The following is a 19,228-nucleotide window of genomic DNA, read 5'->3' on the forward strand; positions in this document are numbered from 1 at the left end:
CAGTAGCAAATTAATGCTATTAAAACTAGCATCTTTATAAACGAGGGGTGAAGTAGTATGGGAATTTCCGTTGCCATAGATGGACCTGCAGGTGCAGGTAAAAGTACTATAGCTAAAATGATAGGTGAAAAATTTGGTCTTATGTATATTAACACGGGAGCAATGTATAGAGCAGTTACTTTAAAGGCAATGAATGCAAACATATCAGAAAATAATGTAGATGATTTACTTAAAATGGTGGGATCTTTAGAAATGCATTTTGAGGAAGAACGTCTATTTGTTAATAAGGAAGATTTTACAGATATGATAAATATGCCTATTATAAGCAACAATGTTTCAAAGTATGCAGCTGTTCCTGAAATTAGAGAAATTCTTGTTAAGTTACAACAAAATATAGCTAAAAGATTTAATGTTATTATGGATGGACGCGATATTGGCACAGTTGTACTTAAGGATGCTACTTTTAAATTTTACTTAACTGCTAGCAGCGAAGAGAGAGCCAAAAGAAGATACGAAGAATTAGTTTCTAAGGATATAGAAGTTGATTACAATACTATTCTAAAGGACATTATAAAAAGAGATTATATTGATACACATAGAGAGACTAGTCCACTTATAAAAGCAGAAGATGCTATAGAAATCGATTCTTCTGATCTAAGTATTAATGGGGTAGTTGAAACAATTGTGGAATATATTAATTTGAAAATTAAAAATAGTTAATTCAGTATTTTTACAATGCCTTATATATGGAGGTGGAAGTATGAGAAAAATAACACTAGCAGATTCAGCTGGTTTTTGTTTTGGAGTTAAACGAGCTGTAGATACAGCTTTAAATATGAAAGAAAAATATAATAACGAAATTTATACACTAGGACCACTTATTCATAATACGGATGTTGTGGATTTTTTGAAAGAGAATTTAATATTTCCTATAGAACTTGATAATATTTCAAGATTAAAAGAAAATGATACGATTATTATAAGATCGCATGGAGTATCTGAAAAAACATTAAACATTTTAAAAAAAACTAACCTTAATATAATAGATGCAACATGTCCTTATGTAGCTAATATTCATAAAAAAGTGAAAAAATATTATGATTTGGGATATCATATAATTATAGTTGGAGATAAAAATCATCCCGAAGTTATTGGAATTAATGGATGGTGCAATGATTCTGCAGTAATACTTAAGAGTGGTACGGAGCTCGGTAATATATCAAATAAAGTATGTGTGGTTTCTCAGACAACAGAGAGGCAGGCTACTTGGGAGGATGTATTAACCAAGGTAATAAAACCCTGTAAGGAAATAGTTGCGTTCAACACTATATGCAGTGCAACTGAAGTGCGCCAAAAATCAGCAGAAGAACTTTCAATTAAAGTTGATGCTATGGTTGTTATTGGCGGTTTTAATAGTTCCAATACTACAAAGCTATATGAAATATGTAAGAAAAATTGTGAAAATACAATACATGTAGAAAATTTATTAGGTATTCCTGATGAATTTATAAAAGATAAAGATGTTAAGAGCATAGGGGTTACAGCTGGAGCCTCAACACCGGATTGGATTATTAAAGAGGCAATTTTAAAAATGAAATAACATTTTCTATAAGAAAGTTTCTCATAAAAAACGTGTAGCATAAAATTATGCAAGCACGTTTTTTGTAATTTTTACGAATTATTGAATACTAAATTAAATTAGTTAATATAATTTAATAGTACTATTATAGGAGAGAGAAAATTGAAAGGTAATGCAAGAATAATTGAGCACTTAAATATAATTACTAATAAAAAGATGCAAATATTAATAAATGTAATTAGGAAGTATAAATTAGAGTTAATAACTGCTGAAAAAGTTAGAAGTGCATATAAGATTACAACAGATAATGGTGATTTCTGTTTGAAGAAAATGAGGCATGGAAGAAGTAAGGTTAAAAATGGTTGTATTTTAACAGAAGAACTACTACTGAATAACTTTACAAATACACCTAAATATTTTAGAACAAAAGACGGAGCTTTTTCTGTAAGCTATAAAAAAAATATATATTACTTAACAGAATGGTTAGAAGGCTGTGAATGTGATTTAACTGATATTGATGAAGCTGTGAATTGTACAAAACTCTTAGCGCAGTTTCATAACACTTCAAATAAAATTGACCAAAATAAAATCCATATACCAAACAATTTAAAGAATTGGCCGAAAATTTTCACTAACAATTTAAATGATTTTAAAAGATTCGAAAGAATAATTACTAGCAAAAGGATAAAAAATGAATTTGATATTCATTTTCTAGAAAACATTGATAACTTTTATAATAGAGGTATGTCTTCCATTGATATACTAAATAAGTCACAGTATTATAAGTTATCAAAAGTAGCAAATGATAATAAAATAATATGTCATAATAACTTTTGTTATCAGAACATAATTAAAAAGGATGGAGAGTACTTCATAATTAACCTTGATAGTATTATGATTGATTTACAAATAAGTGATTTGGGAAAGCTAATTCGGAGATTGATGTTCGAAAAAGCTTATGGGTGGGATTTTAATTTTGCTAAAGTTCTGATTGAAGCATATAATTCTACTAATAAATTAAACAAAGAAGATTTAGAGATAATGCTTGCCTTAATAATATTCCCTCATAAGTTTTGGAAGTTAGCGAGGAAAAGATATATGAAACAAAAAAAATGGTCTGAGACTAAATATTTGCATAAACTTAATAAAATAACATGCCACAATGAAGCTCAAGAGAAGTTTTTTAATGAATATTTAAGCTTTTTAGAAGAATATTCATAAATTATAATAAATTTCTTGTAAAACTATTAATAGTAGATTTATAATTATAAATGTATTAAAATTTTATAAATAATCAAATTTATTTAAAAATAAATATTATTGGAGTAAAGTTAAATGTATAAATTAATAAGTCTAACTTTAAAAAATATTGATAGTTTTAGAAAAATCAGTAAAGTTAATACTAACTTTAGCTTATCGAATACAGGTTTCTTTGAACAGTATGATAATAGTAACATTATTCAAAAATTGTTTTTAAGAAAAACTGTAAACTTACTATTAGAAAAAAATAATTATATAGGTTATATATGGTTTGAAAAACATACTAAATATCATAGTTCCATTAATTCAATAAATGTAATAGAGGATGATAATTTAGTCTACTGCTATAAGACTTTAATTAGCTCACTGGCAAGTAATAGTTTAATAACTTATGAATGTGAAGATAATGGAATAAACATAGATATTTTAAATAAGCTAGGGTTTACGAGGTCCAAGGGAGTTATGGAGCTAGAAATAGGGTGCAAAGAATATTTTAATACCTTTGTTCCTAGTAATATTACTTTTTCTATAGTGAAAAAGGATAAAGATGAAAAAGAACGCTGTTTGTTACAAAATGAAATATTTAAAAATGATGATAGAATTCCAATAAATGTAGAAGATATTTATTATGATGAAGCCCAGGAATATTATTTTAATAAGGGTGCAATATTTATTGAAATTGATAATATACCCGTTGGATATGGTCAAATTATAGTTGAAGATAAGGTGGCAATCATAGTAAATTTCGGAATAGTAGAGAAATACAGAAAAGAAGGATATGGGAAAGTGCTTTTAAGGTATTTGCTTAATATAGCTATGGATAATGGTTTTTCTAAAGTCTCACTTAAGGTGGATTCTAATAATGTTTTTGCTTTAAAATTATATATTTCATTAGGTTTTAATGTTAAAAAGGAAGTTTATACTTGGGAAAAAACTAAAGCTTAATAACGTATATAAAAAGAGATAGAGGATTCTATCTCTTTTTACGTTTTGTTATAGTAAGGAATTCTCATTAAACTGGTTTAGTATAATTTCAACAGGAACATAGGATGCTTTCATAATTAGCATATTACTATGGTTACACATACAATAATAACTTCTATCACCTATGCAATTGTATTGTAAACTCATATCTTTAATAGTCTCTTCTTTTTTCGCATCATACATATAAAATCACTCCTTTTAGGTAGGTTATCCTAAAAACAGAAATTTAATCTAGAAATAAAAAACAAATATAAGTGCTGATTAAAAAATAATAATATGTAATTTTTTCTATATTAAAATAGGAAGGCAACTAGTAAAAGTATAATCTAATTCGTACATATATTTAAAATAGATTAATTATATAATCAATTACTAAAAATGACTTTAAAAAAGCTTTCACATTATATATAATGGTATGTATTAATACTTTTTTTATAAAGGAGAATGCACTAATGAATAAAATACTTAATTACTATATAGAAACATGGGGATGCCAAATGAATGAGGAGGACTCTGAAAAATTATCTGGTATGCTAATACCTGTGGGATATAAAAGAACTTTGGATAAGGGAACTGCTGATATAATTATATTCAATACTTGTTGTGTTAGAGAGAACGCAGAGCAAAAGGTTGATGGAAATATAGGTGCTTTAAAAACAATGAAAAAAAATAATCCAAAGCTTATAATTGCGATTATTGGATGTATGATGCAGCAAGACGGTATGGCAGAACATATAATTACTAAATTCCCATTTGTAGATATTATCATTGGAACACATAATGCTCATAAATTCCCAGAGTACTTAAAGAGAATACAAGGTGGAGAATCGTCTATTGTTGAAATTTGGGATAAAGAAGAAAATATTATAGAGGGAATTAAAATAGATAGGGGAAATAATCTAAAAGGTTTTGTTACAATTATGTATGGTTGCAACAATTTTTGCACTTACTGTATAGTACCTTATGTAAGAGGACGTGAGCGAAGTCGAAAGCCAGAAGAAATTATTAATGAAATAACAGATATGGTTGCACAAGGGTACAAAGAGATAACCTTACTTGGTCAAAATGTTAACTCTTACGGTAAGGGATTAGCTCCTGAAATAAATTTTGCACAGTTACTTAGAAGAATTAACAATATTGAAGATTTAGAGAGATTAAGATTTATGACATCTCATCCAAAGGATTTATCTAATGAGGTAATGCAAGTGATTGCTGAAGGTGATAAGATTTGTGAACATGTTCATTTACCAGTACAATCCGGTTCATCTAATCTTCTAAATAAAATGAATAGACATTATGATAGGCAGCAATATTTGGATTTGGTTAAAGATATTAGAACCACAATACCTAATGTAGGAATAAGTACAGATATTATCGTTGGATTTCCTGGAGAAACAGAGGAAGATTTTGCAGAGACTCTAAGCCTTATGGAAGAGGTGAAATTTAATTTAGCATTTACGTACCTTTATTCTAAAAGAAAAGGAACTCCTGCTGATGAAATGCTAGACCAAGTGCCAGACGATGTTAAGCATGAAAGATTTAATAGGTTAATTGAAGTTGTTAATAGAAATTGTGCAGAAAGAAACAAAGAATGTGTAGGTAAAATAGTAGAAGTGTTGGTAGAAGGTTATAGTAAAAATGATAAAAATAAATTAACCGGAAGAACCAGAAATGGGAAATTAGTGAACTTCGAGGGAAACAACAAAGCTATTGGGGATCTCGTATCAGTTCAAATAACCCAGGCACACTCTTTTTCACTTTTAGGTGAAGAAATATAACAATTAACAATTATTATTTACTTACAGAGGAAAGCAAGGTGGTATAACAATGGCATTAACTCCAATGATGATACAATATTTTGAAATAAAAGACACATGCAAGGACTGTATATTGTTTTTTAGATTAGGCGACTTTTATGAAATGTTTTTTGACGATGCGCAGCTTGCATCAAAAGAATTAGAATTGGTACTTACAGGACGTGATTGTGGCCTTGAGAAAAGAGCGCCTATGTGCGGAATACCGTACCATGCTGCCAATACCTATGTAGGAAGGCTAATTGCAAAAGGATATAAGGTTGCCATATGTGAGCAAGTGGAAGATCCAGCACTTACAAAGGGTATAGTTAAAAGAGATATTATTAAAATAATTACGCCGGGGACTTACACTGATTCCGGTTTTTTAGAAGAAACTAAAAATAATTATATTATGAGCATTTACATTGACAGAAAAATTAACTTCTGTGGAGTGTGTTTTTGTGATGTATCAACTGGTGAATTTACTTGCACAGATACTAAATTTAACATTGTTACCCTATTAGATGAAATTTCAAAGTTTAACCCAAAAGAAATTATTGTGTCAGAGGATATATCTGAGGAGATACTGCGTGCTATAAAAGAAAGATTTAATGTTTTGTATTCGTCTTATCCAAATGAGTATTTTACTCTGAAAGACGAAAGTTTAATTACAAATCAGTTTCATAATTTTTGTGATAGAACATTCTCACAAACTTTAATTAGTAGCATTTCAGGACTACTTACTTATATTATGGATACACAAAAAAAATCACTTTCTCACATAGATACTATAGAATATTATGATATTTTAGATTATGTAAGTTTAGATGCAAATTCTAGGAGAAACTTAGAGCTCACGGAAACTTTAAGAGATAAAACTAAGAAGGGCTCTTTGCTTTGGGTATTAGATAGAACTAATACTGCCATGGGAGCTAGAAGACTCCGTAAATGGTTAGATCAACCTTTAATAAATAAGAGCTTAATAGATGAAAGGTTAGAGGCCGTAGAAGAACTAAAAAGTAATACTACCTTCCACGAAGATTTAAAAGATGTGCTCGTGGATATTTATGATATAGAAAGACTTGTAGGGAAAATTTCTTCAAAGAATGTTAATGCAAAAGAACTGATTTCTCTTAAAAATTCTATAGGAAAAATACCAAAGGTTAAATCCATTTTAGCTGGGCTTAATAGCAAATTAACGAAAAAAATATATTTAGACTTAGATGACTTGCAAGATATATATAGTACCTTAGATAATTCTATTATTGAAAACCCATCTATTTCTATTAAAGAAGGAAATATTATTAAGGAAGGCTTTAATAGCGAAATAGACGAGCTAAGGCGAGCTAAGGCCCATGGTAAAGAGTGGATTGCTACATTAGAAAATGATGAAAAAAGAATAACTGGAATAAAGTCATTAAAAGTAGGGTATAACAGAGTGTTTGGTTATTTTATTGAAGTAACTAAATTAAATATTGGGTCAATTCCGGAGGGCAGGTATATAAGAAAACAAACCTTGTCTAATGCGGAGAGATACATTACTCCTGAACTTAAGGAAATGGAAGAGAAAATTTTAGGAGCACAAGAAAAATTAGTCAATATTGAATATGAGGTATTTACAGGTATTAGAGAAGAAATTGAAAAACACATAGAAAGAATGAAAAATACTGCAAAGTTAATATCAGAAATTGATTGTTTAAGTTCTCTTGCTACAATCGCTCTTGAAAATAAATATATCAAACCTAAAATAAATACTAAGGGTATTTTTAATATAAAAGGTGGGAGACATCCTGTAGTAGAAAAAATGATGCCTACAAATACTTTCATTGAAAATGATACATACATGGATGCTGTGGATAATCAATTACTACTAATAACTGGACCTAATATGGCGGGTAAATCCACCTATATGCGTCAAGTGGCATTAATAACTATTATGGCTCAAATAGGAAGTTTTGTTCCATGCATAGATGCAGATATATCTATATGTGATAAGGTATTTACGAGAATAGGAGCTTCAGACGATCTTGCTGCGGGTAAAAGTACCTTTATGGTTGAGATGTGGGAAGTATCCAATATATTAGAAAATACAACAAATAAAAGTTTAGTTTTACTTGATGAGGTAGGCCGCGGTACTAGTACTTATGATGGACTAAGTATTGCTTGGTCAGTAATTGAGTATATTTGTAAGAATTCTAATTTAAGGAGTAAAACCTTATTTGCTACCCATTATCACGAGTTAACAAAACTTGAAGGTATGATTAAGGGTGTTAAAAATTATTCTGTAGCTGTAAAAAAGATTGAAAATGAAATTGTATTCCTTCGAAAAATTGTTCCTGGTGGAGCTGATGAATCTTATGGAATAGAGGTTGCAAAGCTTGCAGGTCTACCAAAGGATGTAATAAATAGGGCAAACGAAATACTAGAGTCACTAGAGAATCTTAACAATACTACGGAAATTGACTTAAGCAACAATAAATTTTTGGAAATTAAGCAACCTAATAATAAAAAAGATAGTGAAAACATTGTGGCGAAAGAAGCGGCTATAACTTATGTACCGAAGATAGAAAATGATGAAATTACTCAAATTAATTTTACAGACATAGAAAAGGATAATATGTTAAAAGAAATTAAAAATATAAATATCCTTAATCTAACACCTATGGATGGGTTTAATAAGCTATACGACCTAGTTAATAGGGCTAAGTTACTATAGCATAGCTAAGGATGTGAGTTGTCATGAGAATTAATATGTTAGAAGTTGAGACTTCTAATAAAATTGCTGCAGGCGAGGTTGTAGAGCGGCCATCTTCTGTAGTCAAGGAGCTAGTGGAAAATAGTATAGATGCTGGTGCTAAAAATATTAGCATAGAAATCGTTGATGGTGGTCAAAAAAACATAAAGATAACTGACGATGGCTCTGGAATACATATAGATGATATAGAAAAGGCTTTTTTGCCTCATGCTACTAGTAAAATAAAATATGTTGAAGATATTTATAAAATACATACATTAGGTTTTAGAGGAGAAGCATTACCGAGTATTGCATCCGTATCTCGGACGTTGCTAAATAGTAGAACTGAAGAATCCTCATTTGGAAAAGAGATATCTCAGTCATCAGGGGATATACTCTACGTTAAAGAAGTAGGATGCAATGTTGGTACAACAATAGAAGTTAAGGATCTGTTTTTTAATGTTCCTGCAAGGCAAAAATTTTTAAAAACGCCTCAAAGAGAAGCAGCTTTAATATCAGATATTATAGGCAGGCTTGCATTAGCTAACAATGAGATTTCTTTTAAACTACTAAATAATAGTAAAAAGGTTTTGTCTACCTATAGCTCTACAAATCTTTGCGATACTATTAGATATATATATGGTAAAGAGGTTGTAGATAATATTACTAGTTTTGAAAGGTATAACGATATAATGTCTGTTCATGGATATATTGGTAATGCAGAAATAAGTCGCGGAAGCCGAAATAGACAAAGTGTTTTTGTTAATAAAAGGTATATTAAAAGTGGTCTAATTACTGCGGCCGTTGAAAATGCATTTAAATCTTTTTTGACTGTTCACAAATTTCCTTTCTTTGTTATATTTTTAGATATTTTCCCTGAGTATATAGATATAAATGTTCATCCACAAAAGACTGAAATTAAATTTCATGAGGATAAAGCTGTGTTTAAAATTGTTTTTGACGCAGTGCATATGGCAATTGCTGATAGTTTAAGAGGCAATTTTGATATACCAGAAAGAGATAAAGAACACAATAGTGAGAAAGAAATTGAGGAAAACACCTTAAGAAAAGAAATTTATGATTTTAACAGGACAGTAATAGATGAAAAGGATAAAGAAGAACTAGAAAAGAGTGTTCAAATCCCAATAGATTTTAATTATAAAACATTAAACAATGAAACCGATAATTTTAAAGAATCAGCTTATACAAATGTGAGTTATCCCAAAGTTACAAGTAGTTTTGGAAGTGAAACGACTAATGAATTACAAAGCGAGCGGGTAATTGAGAATGTTAAAGATGGTAATAGAATTAATTATGAGACGGGTGAAATCACATCATCAAACGAAGTTTCTAAAATTTCAAAGTTTCCAGAGCTTCGGATTATAGGACAATTCAATAAAACATATATATTAGGTGAGGTATATAATGAGCTTTACCTAATTGACCAACATGCAGCTCATGAAAAAGTACTATTTGAAAAATATAAAAAAGAAATTGTAAATTCTGAAGTGCTATCTCAGATTTTACTTACTTCAACAGTAATAGAGCTTAATCATGATGATTACGCTTACTATATTGAAAATGAAGAAGTGTTTAAGAATTCTGGTTTTGACATTATTGAATTTGGTGAAAACACAATAAGCATTAGGGAAGTTCCAATAATACTTGGCAAACCAGATATTAAAAATCTCTTTAATGAAATATTAGATAATTTGAAAAACATGGGCAGCGGTAAAACTGTAGAAGTTAAATATAATCGTATAGCATCTATGGCATGTAAAGCAGCTGTAAAAGCAAATAATCAGCTAACTGATCTTGAAATGAATAAATTAATTGATGATTTAAGATATATTGATGAACCTTTTACTTGTCCCCATGGAAGACCTACAATAATTAAAGTTACACTTAATGAACTAGAAAAAAAATTCAAAAGAATACAATAGAAAAAAGGTGGAAACATGAAAGAATTATTTATTTTAGCCGGGCCTACAGCTATAGGTAAAACAGAAATTTCTATAAAACTCGCGCAAAAGCTAAATGGAGAGATTATATCGGCAGATTCAATGCAAATATACAAATGTATGGATGTTGGTTCTGCGAAGATTTCATTCGAGGAGATGAGGGGAGTTCCCCATCATCTAATAGATATAATAGAGCCTAGTGAAGAGTTTAGTGTGGCTGAATTTAAAGAAAGAGCTGAAAGTGATATTGAAGAGATAAGTAATAAAAATAAACTCCCAATGCTCGTTGGTGGAACTGGATTTTACATAAATTCATTAATATATAACTATAGCTTTGCGCGTACCAATAAAGATGAAGAGTATAGAGAGTATCTTACAAAACTTTCAGATGAAAAAGGAAACGAATATGTACATAACTTACTCAAAGATATTGATGAGGAATCCTATAATAAACTATATCCTAATGATTTAAAGAGAGTTATTAGAGCTTTAGAAGTGTACAAAGTAAGTGGTAAGCCCATGAGTGAATTTAAATCAGAGCAAAATATTTTGGATATTCCTTATAATGTACATTATTTTGTACTAAATATGGATAGACAAAAATTATATAATAGGATTAACCAACGCGTAGATATAATGTTTAAAAATAATTTAGTAGATGAAGTTATAAAATTAAAAGATATGGGCTACAATGCAGATATGCAGTCAATGAAAGGTATAGGATATAAAGAAGTGCTATACTATTTAAATGGTGAAATATCTTTAAATGAGGCTATAGAAATGATTAAACAAGGAAGTAGAAATTACGCTAAAAGGCAGCTTACCTGGTTTAGAAAAGATCCAAGAGTAAATTGGATTAATAAAGATGATTTCAGTAGTGATGATGAGATTGCAGATTATATTGCAGGAATAAGTAAATTATAATAAATATAAAAGAGGTAAATTATGATTAATGAAAAGAATATTAAAACCTTAGGAACACATAACGGAAAATTTCATGCAGACGATGTTATGGCCACAGCTATACTTCGTCTATTATTAGGGGATATAAAGGTAACAAGAACAAGGGATGAGAATATACTTAGAACTTTAGATTTTGTATATGACATAGGCTTTGGAGAATTCGACCATCACCAATTAGACAAAGAAATAAGAGAAAACGATGTTCCATATGCTGCTTGTGGTTTGGTTTGGAGAGAGTTTGGGTCAAGAGTAATACAAAAGTTTAATTCTGAATTTGATGAAGAGGACATAAGATCCATTTTTGATTGTGTTGATAAAAATTTAGTTCAGGGTATTGATGCTACAGATAATGGAATAGATATAAAATCAGAAATTAATGTAACTACAATAAGTGATATAATCCAAAGTTTTAATCCTGCATGGGATTCTGATGATTCAAAAGATGAGGCATTCGAAGAAGCTGTCCGGTATGCTATTGAGGTTATAAAAAGGATAATATGCAGACAAGTTTCTGTTATAAAAGCAAGGGTAATAGTAGATGAAGCCTTTCAAAATAGAAAGACTAACGAAATAATGATTTTAAAAACTGGTTGTCCTTGGCTCAAACAGTTACTTAAAATAGATATAAATAATGAGATATTGTTCGTTATTTCTCCAAATGATAATAATGCAGAGTATAAGATTCAGACTGTAAAGAAAACCGTTGATACTTTTGAAGCAAGAAAAGATTTATTAGAATCAATTAGAGGAAAATCAAGTGAAGAAATAAATTCAATACTTGAAATAGATGATGCTATATTTTGTCACAAAGCAGGGTTTATAGCATCTGCTAAAAGCTTGGAGAGTGCTATGAAAATAGGAGAATTATCTATTTAAAACTGATATAAGGAAAAAAATATAAAAAGGGCCATCTCAAAATAGAAAGTAATTTCTATTGCGAGATGGCTCTTTTTTCTTTTGGTGTATAACTTAAGTATGATTAACGTATACCCTCATATTTTCTTAGAAGCTTAACGAATAACTCAGGAACTTTTGCCATGTTTTCTGGAGTTTCTACGAATGCGATACGCAGCTGAGTGCTTCCTGGATTAGATTCGCCTGGTTTAAGGTCATAGAAACCTTTCATAGGGGCTACCAGAAGAGTTGTTTCTACTCCGTTGAAATCCACTGAGCCTTCTTGGGCACAATACATAACAAATTCGATTGAATCAAATCCTGGTTTTACAACATTTCTAACGTCAATTACTGAGTATATAGCTGCATCAGGGCTAGAAACAATAAGACCTGGGTCCAGTTTCTTCATACAACTATAGAATTTAAACAAGAGTTTTTTGTAATACTCGCGAAGGCCTGTACACCATTCATCAAGCTGTTCTTTACTTTCATGAGCTAGTGCTCCGAAGATATACTGACCTATTACATTGGCACAAAGGTTAGCAGTATATTCAGCTACTGATTGAGTATGGAACTCTTCATTATCAGTGATTAAAGCACCTATTCTTAAACCGCAGGCACTCCATACCTTTGATGCGGTATCAAGACTTATTCTTCTGCCTTCTATGCCAGGTACATCTGCATCAGTGATTCCCCAGATACTTATTAGGTCACTGTTAACATAATATAGTTCACGATAAGCTTCATCGCTAATCATCCACATATTATATTTTACGCATATTTTAGCAAGCTCTTTAAGAGTTGCATAGTCGTAGAGCTGCCCTGTAGGATTGTCGTAAGGGATTACAAGAAGTGCGCAAGGATTATTCTTTTTAATAGCTTCTTCAATTTTGTCTAGCTCTGGAAGGCTGAACTTGCCATCATCGTCTAAATGACGTTTTACTGTAACAGTTTTACGGCCAATTCTTTCTGCAAAAGAAATATAATTTGTATAGGCTGGGTCAATCATCATAAGAGGTTTATCATCAGTGCCTGCAGCTCCGCAAACACCAAGTAATAACATCTCAATACCAGTGGATCCACCATCGGTTACCTGAACAAATAATTTACTAGTATCAAACCCTTGGCAATTGAGAATGTTTTTAAATGCATCCTGAGCCTCGGCTACACCGGCAGTACCTGAATATCTTACAGCACCCTTTGCAAATGGGCTTTCAGGTGAATCCAATGCAAACATTCTTTTCTGCATAGCAGTATTTGTTGGTAGAGAAACGTTTCCAATCGCTACGTTGACCAACTCAGGTTTAACTTTACGCTCATTAAATTTCATTTGTCCAATTCTTACGTCTGATGGCATCCTTTTCTTAAAATGTTCCGATATTACTGGTTTGTTCATAAAAAATACCCCCTAAAATTATAATTCTAATTTATGAAATAGTTAGCTTCTAATAATATTATAACAGTAAAGTCAAATCATGGATGTAATTATGGTGAGATTAAATTTACTATCTGGTATTGGGATCGACTTTGAGGTGAAAGTAAGTATATATCCGCCTACTATCATAAGTTCAATAAAAATAGCGAAAGTTGTTATTTTTTTTGTTATGCAATTTCCCATGATTGTTGCATTCAATTGATATATGTTTTCAATACGCGTTTTTATTATCGCATAGTATTAGTAGTAAATACTCTATTTCTTGTTTATGCAATCCCAGGAAAGTGACTAGATTTTATGTAATATAAATTAGAATTATTAAAAGATGTAATTTTTTTCTCCATTGTTAATGTTATAATACTTATTGAAAAAGTTTAGAATGTAAGGGTGTTTATGTTTAGTATATAAAGAAAAGCTATGTGCATGTACATAACTGACAGTAAATTTTCGCATAATATTTTCTATGGTATTCCATAGGTTAACAGGAGGATAAAATTTTGTATAAGAAAATAGGACCCACCTTTGATTATAAAACAAAAAAAGAGTTTCCAAGTAAGTTGATGGATTGGATTGGCGATGTTTTTTACGATATTCTTCCGAAACACGGATATGAGATACGTGATGAGCAAATATATACTGCTTTTCAGCTCGCTGATGCAGTTTGTAATAAAAAAGTTCATCTGGCTGAGGCTGAGGTCGGTACCGGAAAGACCTTCGCCTACTTACTCACTGCAATTGCCTACGCTGGTTTTAGCGGAAAACCTGTAGTAATTGCATGTGCCTCAACAGCACTTCAGGAACAGCTGGCAGGGCCAAAGGGAGATATTCAAACACTTTCCCGAATACTGGGATTAGAAATAGATGCGCCAATGGCAAAGGATCCTCGTCAGTATGTTTGTGATGAGAGAGTTAGTGGAATAGGGGGAATGTTTGGCGATGCGACAGCCTCTGATGAGATTAATCAATGGTTAGCCAGGACTACAAAAGGTGAACGCTCAGAAATGCCGCATATATCCGATAGTGTATGGAGACAGATTGGATGGGATGAGACTATGCCCTGTGATGCCTGTCCTAGAAGAGGCTTTTGTAAGCTTGTTAAGGTAAGGGAACATTACAGATCTTCCAAGGATTTAATTATCGCTGATCATAGTATCTTTTTTCAGGACCTGTGGACAAGGGATGAAAGAATAGCAGACGGTAAAATGCCTATGCTTCCAGATTACTCGCTGGTGATTTTTGATGAAGGGCATAAAGTCATACTGCCGGCAGCTATGGGTGCTGGAAGACAAATTCATAAAGAGGATATTGATAATATTATCCTTTCGATAGAGGAACTCCAGGGAGCAAGAACTTCACTGGTTGTAAGTGCAATTGACTTGGACCAGGCCACTTCTAACTTTTTCGAAAAACTTAATCAAAACGTAATAGATGATGAGCAATCAGAGCGTCTGGCGGTTCGCACCGATGATATACTTCTGAAAGCAGCTGATACTTTTCATAAGGCACTAGATCGGTTGCTCTTAGAGATACAAATTGAGGAAGAGCTGTACATAGACGCGCTACCGGAAAGCACGTTACATACCTTTGAAATTCAAATAGAACTATCAATTACAGCCTTAGCTAGGTTTGGTAGGAATAAAGGTAGAGAGGTTATTACTTGGGTAGATAGGGCAGACGGCAGCTTTTGGGTAGTTCCTCGGAATTTGAGCAATATGCTAGATAAACATTTATTTTTGAAAAAATTGCCTGTGGTGTTTACTTCAGGAACTTTAAGTGATGAGGGGGATTTTGGTTACCTTATGAGGACTCTTGGTTTAAAAGATCCAGCAATATCAACGGTTGGAAGTCCCTTTGATATTGAGGAACAGGTGGTGGTTTATTTACATCAGCCATCCTTTGAGGACACTGACAGTGCCAAGTTTTCACGCAAAATTAAACAATTACTATGTTTGCTGAAAGAAAATGGAGGAAGAGCGCTGATACTTGTTAACTCTTTGAAGGAAGTCAGGAAAATAAGAAAAGAAATTAGTGGCTATGAGTTACCTTTTGAAGTTTTATGGGAGGATAAAGGTGAGCGAGGATATATTGTCCAAAAGTTTCGTGCGGAAGTTACATCTGTATTAGTAGGTTCTACCTTTTGGGAGGGAATTGATGTGCCCGGGGAGTCTTTATCTCTCGTTGTCGTTTGGCAGCTTCCCTTTCCTTCCCTAGACCCTTTGATTGAAATGAGGCGCAAAGAAGCAGAAGAAGAGGGGATGAATCCACTTATAACCGTTGATTACCCTGAAATGGGATTGAAGTTAAAACAAGGTTGTGGCAGATTAATTAGAACTAAGGATGACCGTGGAGCAATAGCTGTCATGGACCAAGTAATAGGAACCCCATGGGAAAAGGTGGTTATGAGGGCTCTACCTAGAGGAGTGAAAATCAAAACTTTGGAACATAGGGATATTTAAACTTAAGAATATATAAATAAATAAAAATTAGCACTAGCTTGAGAAACTGGTGCTATTTTTTTTATTTCATTTGAAAAGGTAATTTGAAATATAACTCAAACTTCGCACATGTAAAACTGTGATAGATGCTTGTCGTATCAACGTTTTAAAGCATTGATAAGTAGGAAAATCCTCCTAAAAATGATATAATGTAAGTAACCACACATACAATAAATATCAAAATTAGGAGGAATTATTTATATGTCTAATATACCACAAATTAGTGAAAATGAAAATAATATTATAACAGTAAAGTAAAATCGTGGATGTAATTATGGTACGATTAAATCATCTCCTGCGGAGCTGCAATATCAACGACTTCAGAAGGAGATTTATACTCCCACTGAAGTTTTTTATTTGTTAGGGCATGTAACTCTGATCTTCTTATTGCAAGTCAATTCGGTCGAAAGTCATACTGACCTGTTATTTACTTGAATGTTTCTTAGGCAGTTATCCTAATATGTATCTAAGGAAAATGGGCAGTTTTCAATAATATGTTATAATATATCAATAAAGAGGGAGATGAATTATGAAAAAGGATAAAGTTATACTTAAAAAGTATAAGGTTATAATTGGTAGTGATGAATTTGAATGTGTTTATTATGAGATAAATCATACATGTATCGAATTTTTTCAGTGTGGTGATGAAAATTACAATAAAATTATTCCTACAAATGTAGTATTCTTAATATATCCCATAGAAAAATAAATCATAATATAATAAAAAATGATGAAGGTAGCTTTGAGTAATGCTCAGGGCTACTTTAATTTAGGTTGTGATCTATAATTACTGGGTATGATTAGTTTTTTTTATTAAAAATAGTAAGGCATAGGATTTTTTGGTACTTGTTATTACATTATTCTACAAATATAGAAGGATAATAATGGGGCAATGTTGAATTATGTAGGTGAGAAGTTTTTATAGTTAATTAGTGGATTGAAGTGTAACTAATGTCTATAATGGGCAGTTGAAAATATATTGTAATTCAAATATGGAGGTGTAAATCTAATGGAGGTTTCAATACAAAACTGTAATAACATTCATTCTGGGACCGTTCATATTGAGGATGGAAGATTAAACATAAAATATGCTATTAACGGAACTGGAAAGTCTACAATTGCGCGTGCATTAACATCAATGGTTAAAGGGGAAGATTTATCTTATTTACGTCCATTTAAATATGCTAACGATAATATCGAAGAACATAATCCATCTGTGATTTCAGATGTAACTATTAATAAGATTGCAGTATTTGATGAAAATTACATAAACACATATACTTACAAAACAAATGAGCTTCTTGAAAATAGTTTTGAGATATTTGTTAAGACCAACAAATACGATGAACATATGCAAGAAATAAATAACTTGATGGCTAGCATTCAAACGGCATTTATGGATGATCCAGAAATTGAAACACTTATTAAAGATTTGGGGATTTTTGTTGACAGTTTTGGCAAAACTCAAAGTGGCTATTCTAAAACTGGAGATTTAGGCAAAAGTATCGGAAAAGGAAATAAACTAGAAAATGTTCCCATAGAACTAACAGAATACGCTCCATACTTAAAATCTGCTGGAACAAATATTAAGTGGCTAAAGTGGCAATCAGAAGGAAACTCTTATCTTGATATCTCTGATAAATGCCCTTATTGTGTTTCAACAATATCCACACCTAAAGAAACTATTCTAAAAGTTAGCAAAGAATATGATGTTAAATACCTAACTGCTCTTAGCAAAATATTGGAAGTGTTTGAATCTTTAAGTGTGTACTTTTCCGATGAAACAAAAGAATCTGTAAAATCTATAACCGAAAATACAAATGGAATTGTAGATGAACAAATTAACTATCTAAAACGTTTAAAAGATGAAGTTTTTCAATTAAGAGAAAAATTGTATGACCTTAAATATTTAGGATTTAATACACTCAAAGATGTTGATCGTGTACTCGATGCTTTAAATAGAAAGAAAATTGACTTAAATTTTTATCCTCAATTAAATTGTGATTATACAAAATCAAAGATAGACAACATAAATAGTTCACTTGGTGTTGTTATAGAAAGGGCTGGTCAACTTCAAGGGCAAATTGCACAGCAGAAAAATGAAATTAGAAGAACAATCGAAAAATACAGTACTGAAATAAATGGTTTTCTTTCTTCAGCGGGATATCAGTATGAAGTTTCTATTGAACAGTCGGAAGATGATAACTATCACTTAATATTAAAATTCAGCGGTGGTACAAATGGAATTTCGGATGTAAAAAACCATTTGAGTTACGGTGAAAGAAATGCTTTTGCATTAGTACTATTTATGTATCAGACATTAAAAGAAAATCCTGATTTTATAATTTTGGATGATCCAATATCTTCTTTTGATCGTAATAAAAAATATGCAATCATGTCAATGCTTTTCATGGGTGAAACTTCTTTGCGCGGAAAAACAGTTTTTATGTTAACACATGATTTTGAACCAATAATAGATACAATTTACAATTTGCCGCACTTGCTCTACCCTACTGTCAGGGCTTCATTTATGGCAAATATCGCAAATGTTATTGAAGAAAGACCAATTGTAAAAAGCAATATTAAATCTTGTATTGATATTTGTAAATCAAACATTAATAGTTCGACTGATATAATTCACAAATTAATTTATTACAGAAGATTACTTGAAATGCAGGATGATAAGAATATAGCTTGGCAACTTGTTTCTAACGTGTTTCATAAAGAACGCAATATTCCTAAAATTCGACCTCAAGGAGAAGGTGAACTTCGTGAAATGAAACCAGAAGAAATAGCTAACGCCACTGCAATTATTCAAATTGATATTCCGGATTTTGAGTATAACATTTTATATGCTAGAACAAAAGATTCATTCGATATGATTAGTGTATATAGAAGTTCTAACAGCGGCTATGAAAAAGTTCAAATTTACCGTATTTTATATGATGGAAATATGGAAACTGGTAGCACTTTAAAAAAATATATTGATGAAACTTTCCATGTACAAAATGATTATTTGTTTCAACTTAATCCGCGAGAATATAAAGTTGTGCCGCAGTATGTGTTGGATTTCTGTGATAACGGTATTAATGTTCTTGAAGCAATATATAATGAGTGATACAGTTAACTT

The 19,228-nt window shown here is 31.2% G+C and carries 13 protein-coding genes and 1 pseudogene; 12 read left to right on the forward strand and 2 right to left on the reverse strand.

Annotated features, from left to right (window positions below; genetic code table 11):
* Positions 1-57 precede the first annotated feature (57 nt).
* The 4 genes and pseudogenes from cmk to ACWJJ7_RS01520 all read left to right on the forward strand — a co-directional run bounded on the left by cmk (position 58) and on the right by ACWJJ7_RS01520 (position 3,784).
* Positions 58-720 (forward strand): (d)CMP kinase, encoded by a 663-nt coding sequence (gene cmk, locus ACWJJ7_RS01505; protein ID WP_462963619.1) that lies wholly within the window; start codon positions 58-60, stop codon positions 718-720.
* 40 nt (positions 721-760) lie between these two features.
* A pseudogene (locus tag ACWJJ7_RS01510) lies at positions 761-1,594 on the forward strand (4-hydroxy-3-methylbut-2-enyl diphosphate reductase); the annotation flags it as partial.
* A 147-nt stretch (positions 1,595-1,741) separates the two neighbouring features.
* Complete coding sequence (locus ACWJJ7_RS01515) at positions 1,742-2,800, forward strand: CotS family spore coat protein (RefSeq protein ID WP_462963620.1); 1,059 nt, start codon at positions 1,742-1,744, stop codon at positions 2,798-2,800.
* A 114-nt stretch (positions 2,801-2,914) separates the two neighbouring features.
* Positions 2,915-3,784, forward strand: a complete 870-nt coding sequence (locus ACWJJ7_RS01520) for a GNAT family N-acetyltransferase (protein ID WP_462963621.1) — start codon at positions 2,915-2,917, stop codon at positions 3,782-3,784.
* A 48-nt stretch (positions 3,785-3,832) separates the two neighbouring features.
* Here ACWJJ7_RS01520 and ACWJJ7_RS01525 read toward each other — a convergent pair whose 3' ends face one another.
* Positions 3,833-4,006, reverse strand: a complete 174-nt coding sequence (locus ACWJJ7_RS01525; protein WP_462963622.1) for a hypothetical protein — start codon at positions 4,004-4,006, stop codon at positions 3,833-3,835.
* Positions 4,007-4,275: 269 nt separating this feature from the next.
* On the opposite strand from ACWJJ7_RS01525, the gene miaB reads away from it, so the two are divergent.
* Genes miaB through ACWJJ7_RS01550 form a run of 5 tightly spaced genes read left to right on the forward strand, consistent with a single transcriptional unit; the run spans position 4,276 to position 12,150 of the window.
* Complete coding sequence (miaB, locus tag ACWJJ7_RS01530; protein WP_462963623.1) at positions 4,276-5,601, forward strand: tRNA (N6-isopentenyl adenosine(37)-C2)-methylthiotransferase MiaB; 1,326 nt, start codon at positions 4,276-4,278, stop codon at positions 5,599-5,601.
* 49 nt (positions 5,602-5,650) lie between these two features.
* Positions 5,651-8,332, forward strand: coding sequence for a DNA mismatch repair protein MutS (gene mutS / locus ACWJJ7_RS01535; protein ID WP_462963624.1), 2,682 nt, complete (start codon positions 5,651-5,653; stop codon positions 8,330-8,332).
* Between the two features lie 23 nt (positions 8,333-8,355).
* Positions 8,356-10,293, forward strand: a complete 1,938-nt coding sequence (mutL, locus tag ACWJJ7_RS01540) for a DNA mismatch repair endonuclease MutL (protein ID WP_462963625.1) — start codon at positions 8,356-8,358, stop codon at positions 10,291-10,293.
* A gap of 15 nt (positions 10,294-10,308) precedes the next feature.
* A complete protein-coding gene (miaA, locus tag ACWJJ7_RS01545) occupies positions 10,309-11,235 on the forward strand; it encodes a tRNA (adenosine(37)-N6)-dimethylallyltransferase MiaA (protein WP_462963626.1) in 927 nt (308 codons plus the stop codon).
* A gap of 21 nt (positions 11,236-11,256) precedes the next feature.
* Positions 11,257-12,150 carry an MYG1 family protein gene (locus ACWJJ7_RS01550; RefSeq protein ID WP_462963627.1) on the forward strand — a complete coding sequence of 298 codons (894 nt, stop codon included), beginning with the start codon at positions 11,257-11,259 and terminating at the stop codon, positions 12,148-12,150.
* Positions 12,151-12,253: 103 nt separating this feature from the next.
* On the opposite strand, the gene ACWJJ7_RS01555 is transcribed toward ACWJJ7_RS01550, so the two are convergent.
* Positions 12,254-13,564, reverse strand: a complete 1,311-nt coding sequence (locus tag ACWJJ7_RS01555) for an aminotransferase class I/II-fold pyridoxal phosphate-dependent enzyme (RefSeq protein ID WP_462963628.1) — start codon at positions 13,562-13,564, stop codon at positions 12,254-12,256.
* Between the two features lie 536 nt (positions 13,565-14,100).
* Between ACWJJ7_RS01555 and ACWJJ7_RS01560 the strand changes: the two genes are divergently transcribed.
* From ACWJJ7_RS01560 to ACWJJ7_RS01570, 3 genes are all read left to right on the forward strand, one after another.
* Positions 14,101-16,059: an ATP-dependent DNA helicase gene (locus ACWJJ7_RS01560; protein ID WP_462963629.1), complete on the forward strand. Its 1,959-nt coding sequence runs from the start codon at positions 14,101-14,103 to the stop codon at positions 16,057-16,059.
* A gap of 568 nt (positions 16,060-16,627) precedes the next feature.
* Entirely contained in the window at positions 16,628-16,807 is a 180-nt protein-coding gene (locus tag ACWJJ7_RS01565; RefSeq protein WP_462963630.1) for a hypothetical protein, read from the forward strand.
* 300 nt (positions 16,808-17,107) lie between these two features.
* Entirely contained in the window at positions 17,108-19,216 is a 2,109-nt protein-coding gene (locus ACWJJ7_RS01570; RefSeq protein WP_462963631.1) for an AAA family ATPase, read from the forward strand.
* Positions 19,217-19,228 lie beyond the last annotated feature (12 nt).

This window comes from Clostridium sp. CM042, from assembly GCF_055080995.1.

Bases quoted from the DNA above. Each gene is read 5' to 3' on its own strand.
- miaA (WP_462963626.1), top strand. From the start codon at position 10,309: ATGAAAGAATTATTTATTTTAGCCGGGCCTACAGCTATAGGTAAAACA.
- ACWJJ7_RS01520 (WP_462963621.1), top strand. From the start codon at position 2,915: ATGTATAAATTAATAAGTCTAACTTTAAAAAATATTGATAGTTTTAGA.
- cmk (WP_462963619.1), top strand. From the start codon at position 58: ATGGGAATTTCCGTTGCCATAGATGGACCTGCAGGTGCAGGTAAAAGT.
- ACWJJ7_RS01525 (WP_462963622.1), bottom strand. From the start codon at position 4,006: ATGTATGATGCGAAAAAAGAAGAGACTATTAAAGATATGAGTTTACAA.
- ACWJJ7_RS01565 (WP_462963630.1), top strand. From the start codon at position 16,628: ATGAAAAAGGATAAAGTTATACTTAAAAAGTATAAGGTTATAATTGGT.
- miaB (WP_462963623.1), top strand. From the start codon at position 4,276: ATGAATAAAATACTTAATTACTATATAGAAACATGGGGATGCCAAATG.
- mutS (WP_462963624.1), top strand. From the start codon at position 5,651: ATGGCATTAACTCCAATGATGATACAATATTTTGAAATAAAAGACACA.
- ACWJJ7_RS01570 (WP_462963631.1), top strand. From the start codon at position 17,108: ATGGAGGTTTCAATACAAAACTGTAATAACATTCATTCTGGGACCGTT.
- ACWJJ7_RS01550 (WP_462963627.1), top strand. From the start codon at position 11,257: ATGATTAATGAAAAGAATATTAAAACCTTAGGAACACATAACGGAAAA.
- ACWJJ7_RS01555 (WP_462963628.1), bottom strand. From the start codon at position 13,564: ATGAACAAACCAGTAATATCGGAACATTTTAAGAAAAGGATGCCATCA.
- mutL (WP_462963625.1), top strand. From the start codon at position 8,356: ATGAGAATTAATATGTTAGAAGTTGAGACTTCTAATAAAATTGCTGCA.